General features: G+C 67.5%; 13 protein-coding genes and 1 pseudogene. 2 read left to right on the top strand and 12 right to left on the bottom strand.

All coding sequences use genetic code 11. The features are described 5' to 3' along the window. The 4 genes from AC5Y4H_RS11620 to fadD5 all read right to left on the bottom strand — a co-directional run. On the bottom strand, positions 1 to 389 hold a 389-nt coding region (locus AC5Y4H_RS11620), incomplete at its 3' end, for an MlaD family protein (protein WP_499981600.1). A 5-nt stretch (positions 390 to 394) separates the two neighbouring features. Continuing rightward, positions 395 to 1264, bottom strand: a complete 870-nt coding sequence (locus AC5Y4H_RS11615) for an MlaE family ABC transporter permease (RefSeq protein WP_499981598.1) — start codon at positions 1262 to 1264, stop codon at positions 395 to 397. A 1-nt stretch (position 1265) separates the two neighbouring features. Beyond that, the gene (locus AC5Y4H_RS11610) at positions 1266 to 2081 is read right to left on the bottom strand and encodes an MlaE family ABC transporter permease (RefSeq protein ID WP_499981596.1); all 816 of its coding nucleotides are present in this window, start codon (positions 2079 to 2081) and stop codon (positions 1266 to 1268) included. A 293-nt stretch (positions 2082 to 2374) separates the two neighbouring features. Beyond that, positions 2375 to 3970, bottom strand: a complete 1596-nt coding sequence (gene fadD5, locus AC5Y4H_RS11605; RefSeq protein ID WP_499981594.1) for a fatty-acid--CoA ligase FadD5 — start codon at positions 3968 to 3970, stop codon at positions 2375 to 2377. A gap of 182 nt (positions 3971 to 4152) precedes the next feature. Between fadD5 and AC5Y4H_RS11600 the strand changes: the two genes are divergently transcribed. After that, positions 4153 to 4833, top strand: a complete 681-nt coding sequence (locus tag AC5Y4H_RS11600) for a GntR family transcriptional regulator (RefSeq protein ID WP_499981592.1) — start codon at positions 4153 to 4155, stop codon at positions 4831 to 4833. On the opposite strand, the gene AC5Y4H_RS11595 is transcribed toward AC5Y4H_RS11600, so the two are convergent. Together AC5Y4H_RS11595 and AC5Y4H_RS11590 are read right to left on the bottom strand one after the other, a co-directional pair. Beyond that, complete coding sequence (locus tag AC5Y4H_RS11595) at positions 4830 to 5270, bottom strand: SRPBCC family protein (protein WP_066861577.1); 441 nt, start codon at positions 5268 to 5270, stop codon at positions 4830 to 4832. The genes AC5Y4H_RS11600 and AC5Y4H_RS11595 overlap by 4 nt on opposite strands. Positions 5271 to 5354: 84 nt before the next feature. After that, entirely contained in the window at positions 5355 to 5840 is a 486-nt protein-coding gene (locus tag AC5Y4H_RS11590; protein WP_499981589.1) for an acyl-CoA thioesterase, read from the bottom strand. A gap of 14 nt (positions 5841 to 5854) precedes the next feature. On the opposite strand from AC5Y4H_RS11590, the gene AC5Y4H_RS11585 reads away from it, so the two are divergent. After that, positions 5855 to 6967 (top strand): alcohol dehydrogenase catalytic domain-containing protein, encoded by a 1113-nt coding sequence (locus AC5Y4H_RS11585; protein ID WP_499981586.1) that lies wholly within the window; start codon positions 5855 to 5857, stop codon positions 6965 to 6967. On the opposite strand, the gene AC5Y4H_RS11580 is transcribed toward AC5Y4H_RS11585, so the two are convergent. The 6 genes and pseudogenes from AC5Y4H_RS11580 to AC5Y4H_RS11555 form a co-directional block, all read right to left on the bottom strand. Further along, positions 6964 to 7902 carry an alpha/beta hydrolase gene (locus tag AC5Y4H_RS11580; protein ID WP_499981584.1) on the bottom strand — a complete coding sequence of 313 codons (939 nt, stop codon included), beginning with the start codon at positions 7900 to 7902 and terminating at the stop codon, positions 6964 to 6966. The genes AC5Y4H_RS11585 and AC5Y4H_RS11580 overlap by 4 nt on opposite strands. Continuing rightward, positions 7899 to 8138 (bottom strand): annotated as a pseudogene (locus AC5Y4H_RS11575) (NAD(P)/FAD-dependent oxidoreductase); the annotation flags it as partial. The pseudogene AC5Y4H_RS11575 and the gene AC5Y4H_RS11580, both read right to left, overlap by 4 nt. 23 nt (positions 8139 to 8161) lie before the next feature. Beyond that, positions 8162 to 8890, bottom strand: coding sequence for an SDR family NAD(P)-dependent oxidoreductase (locus tag AC5Y4H_RS11570; RefSeq protein ID WP_499981582.1), 729 nt, complete (start codon positions 8888 to 8890; stop codon positions 8162 to 8164). Next, positions 8887 to 9288 carry a nuclear transport factor 2 family protein gene (locus AC5Y4H_RS11565; RefSeq protein WP_499981577.1) on the bottom strand — a complete coding sequence of 134 codons (402 nt, stop codon included), beginning with the start codon at positions 9286 to 9288 and terminating at the stop codon, positions 8887 to 8889. Before AC5Y4H_RS11565 ends, AC5Y4H_RS11570 begins: the two co-directional genes overlap by 4 nt. Next, positions 9285 to 10037: an HpcH/HpaI aldolase family protein gene (locus AC5Y4H_RS11560; protein ID WP_499981574.1), complete on the bottom strand. Its 753-nt coding sequence runs from the start codon at positions 10035 to 10037 to the stop codon at positions 9285 to 9287. The genes AC5Y4H_RS11565 and AC5Y4H_RS11560 overlap by 4 nt, the downstream gene beginning before the upstream one ends. Positions 10038 to 10044: 7 nt before the next feature. Then, positions 10045 to 11013, bottom strand: coding sequence for a zinc-binding dehydrogenase (locus AC5Y4H_RS11555; protein ID WP_499981570.1), 969 nt, complete (start codon positions 11011 to 11013; stop codon positions 10045 to 10047).

Below are 11013 nucleotides of genomic sequence, written 5' to 3'. Positions count from 1 at the left end.
GACGGGTTGGCCGGCGTCGTCAACGACACATACTTGCCGCCGAACACCGTCGTCGCCTTGATATCGGCATTGACATTCGACGGGATCAGCTTCAAATACCGCGGATACACCTCGAGGGCGAACTTCGCCGCCGGCTTGCCGTCATGCACCGTCTCCGAAATCGACCCCACCCGGCCGATCTCCACCCCGTTGTAAGTCACCTTCGAACCCGGATCCATCACCAACCCGGCCCGCGACGCCAACATCGTCAGCTGCGTCTTGGGGGTGAAGGAACCTCGGAACTGGCCATACACAAGGGCCAGCGCCAGCGCGAAGACGACCAGGAGCGCCACGCCGGCCAGCTTGTACGGCGGAGTCCGCGGTGAATTGGTCTGAATCGGTCGGGCCATGGCGGTTACACCGTGAGTGCGAAGTTCGGGTTGACGCCATACAGCGCCAACGCGGCGGACAAGACGACAACCTGTACCGACACCAAGGAGAAGCGCATTGATCGACCGACGGCCTCACCCACACCGACCGGACCACCGCCGGCGTTGTAGCCGTAGAAGCAGTGGGTGATCATCACGACCGCGGTGATGATGATCGCTTCTACGAACGACCAGAACACGTCCTCGGGCCGCAGGAACGTCCTGAAGTAGTGCTCGTAGGTGCCGTTCGACTGCCCGTAGATCACCGTCGTGGTGATCTGAGGGGACAGGAACGTCATGATGATCGCCATGGAATAGATCGGGATGATCACGACCAATCCGGCCATGATGCGGGTGGACGCCAGGAACGAAATCGACTTGATGCCCATCACTTCCAGGGCGTCGACCTCCTCGCTGATGCGCATGGCGCCGAGCTCCGCCGTCGCGCCGGCACCGACCGTGGCGGCCATGGCGATGCCGGTGACGACGGGCGCGGCGATGCGCACGTTGATCAGCGCGGCGAAGAACCCGGTGAACGCCTCGACGCCGATGTTGCCGAGCGAGGCGAAGCCCTGGATGGCGACCAGCGAGCTACCGGACAGCGTGACGAAGCCGACGATGGCGACGGTGCCACCGATGACCGCCATCGCTCCGGTGCCCATGCCGATCTGGGCGATGAGCCGCAGGGTCTCTTTGCGGTAGTTGCGCAGCGCGTGCGGAATGCTGCCGACCGCGGTCGCGCCGAACCACGCCATCTGACCGATGTCGTCGAGGCCGCGGGCCGCGGCGAGGCCGTAGCGGTTGAGGTTCTCTGCCGCCCGCGGGAAGCGGGAGCGAAGGACGGCGGAAGTCGACATGTCAGTGCCCCGTCCCGAACCGCACGCCGATCGTCGTGAGCACCACGTTCACGGCGTAGAGCGCGACGACGCAGAGCACGACTGTCTCGTTGACCGCTGTGCCCAGGCCCTTGGAGCCGCCGCTGACGGTCAGGCCGCGATAGCAGCCGACCAGGCCGGCGATGAGGCCGAACACGGCGGCTTTGACCGTCGCGATGACGACCTCGGGCAGGCCGGTGATGGTGGTCAGGGTGGCCAGGTACGCACCGCCGGACACGTTCTGCAGGTAGACGCCGAACAGGTAGCCACCGACCAGGCCGACCGTGATCACCAGGCCGTTGAGCAACGTAGCGACCAGGGTCGCGGCGAGTACCCGGGGCACCACCAGGCGGTGGATCGGGTCGATGCCGAGCACCTCCATCGCGTCGATCTCCTCGCGGATGGTGCGAGCACCGAGGTCCGCGCATATCGCCGTCGAGCCGGCACCCGCGACCACCAGCACCGTGGTCAGCGGGCCGAGCTGGGTGACGGCGCCGATTGCCGCGCCGGCACCGGACAGGTCAGCGGCTCCGAACTGAGCGAGCAGCACGTTGAGCGTGAAGATCAGCAGCACGGTCAAGGGGATCGAGACGAAGACGGTCGGCAGGAATGCGACCCGCATGATGAACCAGCACTGCAGGATGAATTCGCGCACCTGGAACGGCCGACGGAACAGCGCTTTCCCGGTCAAGACGCACATCCGGAAGAATCCCCCGACGAGCGTCAAGGGTGTCCGCGCTTGGTCGCGCACGTAGCTGACCAGGTAGGGGCCTTGCCGATTTGTCGACGTTGAAGTCACCGCTCCCCCCTCCGGCCGTCACCGCGCGCTCCCTGGCGTCGCGGCGGATCGTGTAGCACGCCTCGCCCCCTCACCGCTATGTAGCTGGGGTCGTCCCCAACTCGCCCCGGCTTGATGCCTGTGACCATCGGCTCCCTACTGGCAAGTAGTAACGGAGACCACAGGAATGTACCCGATGGCCAAGCACGTGTGAACCGCATCCGCACAATTAACCCTTCGCCAACAGCTGGCAAACGTTACAGCTCCCGTCAACTTTCCTCTCTACTCCTAGAACCTCTTGCCCGAGAATGGATTTAGCCGATTTGTCCCACTCCGTATCGCACCCGCAGTTCAGTTTTGAGCACCTTCCCGGCCGGGTTGCGCGGCAGGGCATCGACGATCTCGAGTGCCTTGGGGTGCTTGTATCGCGCCAGCCGCTCGGTCAGAAATTCGTCGAGCTGATCGAGCCGCAAATTGTCGTCCGTGACAGCGGCCACCGCGATGGGCACCTCACCCCACTTTTCGTGGGCCCGGCCGATCACGGCGACTTCGACGATGGCGGGGTGGCTGGCGAGGACGTTCTCCACCTCGGCGCAGTAGATGTTCTCGCCACCGGAGATGATCATGTCCTTCTTGCGGTCGACGACCCAGACGTAGCCTTCCTCGTCCATGCGGACGAGGTCCCCGGAGTGAAACCAGCCGCCGGCGAACGCTTCCGCCGTGGCCTCCGGATTGTTCCAGTAGCCGCTCATCAAAGTTGGTGCGCGGTAGACGATTTCGCCGACTTCACCGATCGGCACGTCGTTCATGTTTTCGTCGACGACGCGAGCTGCCACGGTGGGGATCACCTTGCCGACCGAGCCGCGTTTACGAATGGCGTCCTCGCCCAACAACATGCACGTGACGGGCGACATCTCCGTCTGGCCGAACGCGGCCAGTATCTGAGCGCCGGGAAACGTCTCCGACATCTCCCGCAGCAGCGCGTCGGGAGCCGGCGCGGCGCCCCACGACATCACCCGCAACTTCAAATCGCGGGGGCGGGCCTGCTGTTCGGCGCAGACCGCCTGCCACTGGGCGGGCACCAGGAAGATGCCGGTGACCTTCTCCGCGGCGAGCACGTCGAGCAGCTGCCCGGGCTCGAACGCGCCGAGCGGGTAGATCACCGTCGGGATGCCGAGCAGCACCCCGGTCAGCATGCTGCCGATGCCGGCGATGTGGAAGAAGGGCACACCGATGAACCCGACGTCGCTGTTGATGTCGGCTCCATTCGTGTACAGACCGGTCATCGTCTGGCCGGTCAGGTTGGCGTGGGTCAGCACGGCGCCCTTGGGCCGCCCGGTCGTGCCCGAGGTGTACATGATCAGCGCCGGCGAATCGTTCGGGATGTCGACGGGCCTGTGCTCTTGTCCGGACTCGTTGATCAGGTCCTCGTAACCCAGCACGCTGTCGTCGGTCGGAGCGCCGGCCACCACGATGGTGCTCAGCAACGACTCGATGTCGCGAACGCCGGCGGCTACCGAGGCCAGCACGGGTTCGGTGATGATCACGCGCGCTTCGCAGTCCTGTACCAGGAACGCGATTTCGGCCGGCGTAAGCCGGAAATTCAGCGGGACCGCGATGGCGCCGAGCATGTTGGCAGCCAGCACCGACTCGACGAACTCGGTGCGGTTGAGCATCAGGATCATGACCCGGTCACCGAAGCCGACCCCGCGGCGGCTCAACGCATCGGCGAGCGCCGCCACCCGGGTGCGCAGGTCGCCCCACGTCACGCTCTTGCCCAGGAACCGCAGCGCCGTCGCGTTCGGCTGCATCAGCGCGTGGCGTTCCAGCTGGTTCACCCAGTTCTGCCGCCGGGCCAGGTACGGCTGCTCGTCCGCCTGCGTCGGATGGTTCGCCAATTGCGCGGTCAAACTAAGCACTCCCCTTCACTCGCGCACCGCTTGCGCCAGGTTGATATTTGATAAAACTTGGTGTTGTGTGGGTCACACTATGGCGTTGACGGTCTACTGACAAGTCCGCGTTAACACCCGTCAAAACTTCAACCCCGTCCGGCCAAGCCCACGAAAGCCCTGGCAGTCCCGTGAACGCACCGATGTCAATGCAGCCGAGGAGTCGGCGGCCGCTGCGCCGGGCGCAATTGTCCGACGCGGTGGCAGGCCATCTGCGGGCTGCGATCATGTCCGGCACGCTGCGCCCGGGGACGTTCATCCGCCTCGACGAGACCGCCGCCGAGCTCGGAGTCAGCGTCACCCCGGTGCGTGAAGCCCTGCTGAAGTTGCGTGGCGAGGGCATGGTGCAGCTCGAACCGCACCGCGGCCACGTCGTGCTGCCCCTGACCCGGCAGGACATCGAGGACATCTTCTGGTTGCAGGCGTCGATCGCGCGCGAGCTGGCGGCCGCGGCCACGGACCACATCACCGGGGCCGAGATCGATGAGCTGGACCGGATCAACGACTCGCTGGCCGCGGCCGTCGGGTCCGGCGATGCCGAGACCATCGCGGGCATCGAGTTCGCGTTCCACCGAGTCTTCAACCAGGCGAGTGGGCGCATCAAACTGGCCTGGTTCCTGCTCAACGCCGCGCGTTATATGCCGGTGCTGGCGTATGCCGCCGACCCGCATTGGGGACAGGCCGCCGTCGACAACCACCGTAAGTTGATCGCCGCGCTGCGCCGGCACGACACCGCCGCGGTGATCGAGCACACCGTGTGGCAGTTCACCGACGCCGCGACCCGCCTGGCCGAGATGCGCGACCGCACGGGGATCTTCGACTAGCTCGCCGCCAGTTGCTCGGCGCGCTGCTTCAGGCTTTCGGCCAGATGGTCGAGCACATTGTTGAGGAGTTGCTTCACCATCGGTGCCGGCACCGGCATCGACGTTTCGACGTCCAGGTCCACCGTCAGCAGGCTCGACGCCCCCATCGACACCACGCTGAACAACTGCTCCTGCTTGGTGAAGAGGTCGCCCTGCTGCAGGACGGTCTGGATCTGGTTCTCCCCGGGGTAGTACACGGCCTGGATGAACATGCTCTGCATGCCCTGGTAATCGGTGTCGAGCCGCAGCTGGCTGGGGCGCCCGTCGTCGTAGCGGGCAAGCACCCAGAGGCCCTTGATCTCCTCGTTCCACTGCGGGTAGGCCTCGAAGTCGCCGACGATTTTCATGATCAACGCGGCGTCGGCGTCCACCTCGACGGTCTTGCTCATGACTGGCATGCGCGAAGCATAGCCGGGGCCGCGGCGCCCACCTTGCGGCGCCGGCGAGGGCTAAGTGACGGCGAAAGCCCTGATGCCGGGCGGTTATTGGTCGACGGTGGCAGTCGCGAGCAGCGCGCGGACCGCGTCGGGGATCGGGACGGATCTGCGGGTGACCCGGTCGACGTAAACGTGCACCCAGTGCCCCAGCGCGGTGATGGGTTGCGCGTTGTCTTCGCCGGGCTCGTTCGCGGCGGCCCGAAACATCCCCAGCCGATAGGTGACGCTGCTGCGGCCCAGCCGCGTGACGGCAAGACCCACCGCGAGGTTCTGCGGGAACTGCAGTTCGGAGAAGTAGCGGCAGCCTGATTCGGCGACGATCCCCAGTGCTGGCGTGGTGATCGGGTCCAACCCGGTGGTGGTGTTGATCCAGGCGTTGATCGCGGTGTCGAACAGCTGGTAGTACACCGCGTTGTTGAGGTGGCCGAACATGTCGTTGTCGGCCCACCGGGTTCCCACCGGCCACAGCACCGGAAAGTCGTTGCTGGTCAGACCGTCCGGTGCGGGCGGAACTAGGGAAGCCGACGCCATGGTTGTATTCCTACATGTCTGGAATTCGGGGCGCGATACTGGAGCACATCGGGTCACCCCGGCCCTACGCGCAGTCGCGGCCGATCACCGTCGCCGAACTCGACCTCGCGCCCCCGGGCCGCGACGAGCTGCTGGTCCGCGTCGAGGCTGCCGGCATCTGCCACTCCGACCTGTCGGTGGTCGACGGCAACCGGGTGCGGCCGGTGCCGATGCTCCTGGGCCACGAGGCCGCCGGGATCGTCGAGCGAGTCGGCGACGGCGTCGACGACCTGTCCGTCGGCCAGCGGGTGGTGCTGGTTTTCCTGCCACGCTGCGGTCATTGCGTGGCGTGCGCAACCGAGGGCCTGACGCCGTGTGAGCCCGGCAGCGCGGCGAACGGCGCCGGCACCCTGCTCGGCGGCGACATTCGGCTCAGCCGCGCCGGGCACCCGGTGTATCACCATCTCGGTGTCTCAGGTTTCGCGACGCACGCGGTCGTCAATCGGGCCAGCGCCGTCGCGGTGCCCGGCGAAGTGCCGGCCGACGTCGCCGCGCTGCTGGGTTGCGCGGTGCTCACCGGTGGTGGCGCGGTGCTCAACGCGGGTCATCCGCGGCCAGGTCAAACGGTCGCGGTGGTCGGGCTGGGGGGTGTGGGGATGGCAGCGCTGCTCACCGCGTTGACCTACGACGACGTCCACGTCGTCGCGGTCGATCGGTTACCGGAGAAGCTGGCCGCCGCCCGCGCCCTGGGGGCGCACGACACCTACACGCCGCAGCAAGCCGCCGATGCCGGGGTGAAGGCCGCGGTGGTGGTCGAGGCCGTCGGTCATCCGGCCGCGCTGGAGACCTCGATCGGCATGACGGCCCCCGGCGGGCGCACCATCACCGTGGGTCTGCCGCCGCCGACCGCACGAATCAGCTTGTCCCCGTTGGGTTTTGTGGCCGAGGGCCGTTCGTTGATCGGCAGTTACCTGGGTTCGGCGGTGCCCAGCCGGGATATTCCCCGGTTTGTCGAGCTGTGGCGGTCGGGCCGGTTGCCGGTGGAATCGCTTGTGTCGTCAACGATTCCGTTGGAGAACATCAACGAGGCGATGGACAACCTGGCCGACGGTACCGCCGTGCGACAACTGATCAGGTTCGACCGCTAGTCATTGTGCAACGCGCTCGCTAAGGCGTCGCCCTGCAGCGCGAACAATCGTTGCGAGCCCACCCAATCGGGCAGCAGCGAATCGAACCCGTGGCAGGCGCGCGCGAAAACGTGCAGTTCGGCCGAGACCCGCGCGCGCAGTAACTGCAGTGCGTAGTCGATCGCCTCGTCGCGGAACGGGTCGATCTCGGCGCAGGTGATCAAAGCCGGTGGCAGCCCGGCCATGTCGTCCCGTCGCGCGGGCACCGCATTCTCCGACGGGCCGGCTGGTCCCAGGTAGTGGCGCCACATCAGTTCGGCGGCCTCGCCGTCGAATGCCGGACTGGTGCGGAACTCCGCCTTCGACGCGGTGACCCGATCGTCGAGCACGGGTTGGTGCAGCAACTGGAACGCCACCGGCGGCAGCGCCCCATCGGCGGCCCCCTGCGCCAGACATGCGGCCAGGGCGCCGCCGGCGCTGCTGCCCGCGACGGCCAGGCGTCCCGGATCCATTCCCAGATCTCCCGCATTCGCGGCCACCCACCGCAGCACGGCGCTCGCGTCATCGAGGCCCGCGGGGAATGGGTGTTCGGGCGCGAGCCGATAGTCCACCGAGACCACCGTGCAGCGGCCGCGTCGCGCAAGCTCAACGCACTGAAGGTGATCGGTGTCCAGGTTGCCCAGCGCGAAACCGCCGGCGTGGCAATACACCACGCCCGGCGCCCGGTCCTGCGGCCCGCCGCGATAGATGCGCACGTTGACACCGCCAGATTCCGTGGGCACCCGGTCCTCGACGATGCGGACTCCGTGCGCATCGGTCTGCTCGGCACTCAGCCGGCGGCGTTCGTTGAACGGTTCGCGGATGAGTTGTATTGCCGCCTGCGAAAACTCGGTTCTCGTCGTAGCGACGTCACGCAATGCCGGGTCCAGCCGATCGGCGCCGTCCAGCTCTGTCACCGCACACCACGCTCCGCGGCGGTGACCGCCTCGGCCGCTGCCGACGCGGGCGCAGTGAAGCGGAAGTGCGCCGGCCTGAACCTGCGCGTCATGCCCCAGAAGGTGCGTGCGCTGCGCGGCCACTGGGTGACCACGCGTCCGTTGGGGGCGCGAAAGTAGTTGCTGCACTGGGTGGTCCAGACCGTGCCGGCCATCCATCGATCGATCTTGGCGACGAAGGCCGCCAGGCCGCCGGGCCCGGCACCGATGATGCCGACGCTCATCGGATCTGCAGGCATTGTCCACCGTCGATGACGAGCTCGGAGCCGGTGATGAACGATGCCTCGTCAGATACCAGGAAGGCCACCGCGCCGGCGACTTCACCGGCCTCGCCTATCCGTCCGAACACCGACGCGGCGGCCAGGCGCGCCTGGGTGGCCTCGTCGAGCATCGACGTGGCGATCGGCCCGGGGAAGACGGCATTGACCCGGACGCCGGAGGGGGCGAGTTCGGCCGCGACGGTCTGGGTGAGGCCGCGCAGCGCCCACTTCGATGACCCGTACGCGCTGTGTTGCGGGAACGGACGGATCGCGCCGGTGCTGCAGATATTGACGATCGACGCGTTGGGGGCCTTCCGTAGGTGTTCCAGCGCCGCGCGCATTCCGAGGAACGGGCCCAGACAGTTGACCCGCCACGCGGTTTCGAAGCCGTCGGGTGTCTCCTCGGTCAGCGACGCGCGGTGCAGCACGCCGGCGCAGTTGACCAGCGTGCTCAGCGACCCGAAGCGACCGACGACCTCGGCGACCACCGCGGCCCATTGCTCCGGTGAGGTGACGTCGAGCTCGAGGGCGACCAGGCGGTCGTCGTCCACTTCGCCGACGGCGGTGAGCAGTTGGTCGATACGCAGGTCGCATGCGGCCACCGAAAACCCGTTGTCGCGCAGGCGTTTGGCGATCGACCAGCCTTGTCCGCCAGCGGCGCCGGTTACCAGTGCGACGCGTTGGTTCATGCTGGGCTCACCTCAGGGTTGTCGGCCAGTCCGGCGGTGGTGACGAAGCGGCAGCGGCGCCGCGCAAAGAACCACTGCCCGCCGATGCGTATCAGCTCGTCGTCGTAGATCGCGGGCCGCAGTTGCGGCTCGCCCGCGCGGACGAACAGCACCTGCGATCTCGCCGTGGCGCGCTCCCCCTGCACTTCGATCCGCGCGCTGCCGGTCAGGTGCAGGCCGCGGGCGGCCGCTCGGAACATCCCCGCGATGGCGTCGCGACCGGCAAAGGTCTTGCCGTAGACCAGGAATTCGCCGTCGGGTGCGAACAGCCGGGCGCATTCGTCGACGTCACCGACGTCGAGTGCCAGAGCGTAGCCGGCCAGCAGCTCACGGATCCTTGCGTGGTCGTCGTTTGTCACTGCGTGGCCTCGCGCAGGTGCTCCGCGGCGCCTCGTCGCAGCGCCTGCGACTCGGCCGCCAGGGTGATCATGCGGAATCCCAGCTGTGCCATGGCATGACCCGTCTTGCCGTCTCCGGCATGAATGCCGGTGATCAGGCCCGCGTCCGACGCCGCCCGATGGATGCGCACGATCGCGTCGAGCACATCCGGATGCCGGGTGGCGCCGACCACGCCTACGCTCAGCGAAATGGCCAGATCGGCTGGGCCGACGTAGATTCCGGTCAGGCCCTCGACGGCGCAGATCTGGTGGATGCCGGCAAGCGCGGCCGCGGTCTCGATCAACGCGAACACGCCGACCCGTGACTCGTGGACGGCGGGATCGTGCCCCAGGCTGGCGCGCAGCGGACCGAAGCTGCGGACGCCCCTTGGCGGGTAGCGGGTGGCGGCCACCGCCTCTGCAGCCTGGTCTGCCGACTCGATCATCGCGATGACGACGGCGTCGGCACCCGCGTCGAGCACCCGCCCGATCGGCGACGCGTCGGCGTTGGGCAGGCGCACCAACGTGGCGACGGGCACGTGCTCGATGCGGCGCAAGATGCCGGCGATGTCGGCGTCGTCGAGATAGCCGTGTTGCGCATCGAAACCGATGTAATCGTAACCGGCGCGGGTGAATTCCTCCGGCCCCAGCGCCGTCGGACCGGTGATCCAGCCGCCGAATACCGGGGCCTTGCGGCTCAGCGCCAGCTGCAGGTTACTCGGCGACGTCATGCTCGGCTCATCCGGCGATGGCGATCTTGATGCGGTCGGCGACCGGTCGGCACGCCAGCTCGAAGGCGTCCTGCACCTCGTCGATGCCGAAGGTGTGGGTGAGGTAGGCGCCGAGCAGCCATGGGTGCTCGGCGGCGAACTTGCCGGCGAGCTCCAGCATCCGCCGCCGGTCCAGCGTCACACCGGATTTCAGAGTCAGGTTGTTGCGCAGCATCGCCCGCATGCTGATCGGATACATCTCGTCGTCGGCCACACCGAAATAGAAGACGGTGCCGCCGGGGGCGGCGGCGGCGATGGCGTGGTTCAGGGTGGCGACTTGGTGGCCGACGGCCTCGATGACAACGTCCGCGCGGTCCGCGGCCGCGAGTTGACTCGCCCAGCGGTCGCTGGTGGCGCGCACGGGATCGTCGACGCCGAAAGCCCTTGCCACGTCGCGGCGATCGATGGGGTCGATCCCGGTGACACGTCGAGCGCCCGCCGCCTTGGCGACGTAGGAGAACAACAGGCCGATGGACCCCTGGCCGATGATCGCGACGTGGCGGCCGGCCAGCTCGCCGAGTTGCTCGCAGGCGTAGAGGACGCAGGCCAGCGGTTGCAACCCCACCGCCTGAGCGGGGGTCAGCGCCGGATCGTAGGGCGCCAGTCCGTCGCCGTCGCTGACAACGCGTTCCATCATCCCGTCGAACCCGGAGGCCCAGCCCACCACGCGATCTCCGGGACGGTGTGCGGGATGCCGGCTGGCGATCACCTCGCCGGCGACCTCGTGGATGGGAAAGCCGTCTTTCTCGGGACCGCTGCGGCCATCGTCACCCGGGATCCGGCCCTTGGCGCCGCGAAAGGCCGGCAGATCGCTGCCGCACACACCCGCGGCCGAAAACCGCAACAGCACCTGGCCGTCGGCCAGGCACTCGGAAGTCCTGTCGTCGATTGTGGTGCGCTCGAACAGATACGGGGCGACGATCCGGTAGGACCACAC

The sequence above is a fragment of the Mycobacterium sp. NGS58 genome (genome assembly GCF_059812385.1).
Note: the sequence above shows the minus strand (reverse complement) of the source record. Positions and strands in the feature narration are given on the sequence as shown.

Bases quoted from the DNA above. Each gene is read 5' to 3' on its own strand.
- AC5Y4H_RS11615 (WP_499981598.1), bottom strand. From the start codon at position 1,264: ATGTCGACTTCCGCCGTCCTTCGCTCCCGCTTCCCGCGGGCGGCAGAG.
- AC5Y4H_RS11600 (WP_499981592.1), top strand. From the start codon at position 4,153: ATGTCAATGCAGCCGAGGAGTCGGCGGCCGCTGCGCCGGGCGCAATTG.
- AC5Y4H_RS11595 (WP_066861577.1), bottom strand. From the start codon at position 5,270: ATGCCAGTCATGAGCAAGACCGTCGAGGTGGACGCCGACGCCGCGTTG.
- AC5Y4H_RS11590 (WP_499981589.1), bottom strand. From the start codon at position 5,840: ATGGCGTCGGCTTCCCTAGTTCCGCCCGCACCGGACGGTCTGACCAGC.
- AC5Y4H_RS11585 (WP_499981586.1), top strand. From the start codon at position 5,855: ATGTCTGGAATTCGGGGCGCGATACTGGAGCACATCGGGTCACCCCGG.
- AC5Y4H_RS11570 (WP_499981582.1), bottom strand. From the start codon at position 8,890: ATGAACCAACGCGTCGCACTGGTAACCGGCGCCGCTGGCGGACAAGGC.
- AC5Y4H_RS11560 (WP_499981574.1), bottom strand. From the start codon at position 10,037: ATGACGTCGCCGAGTAACCTGCAGCTGGCGCTGAGCCGCAAGGCCCCG.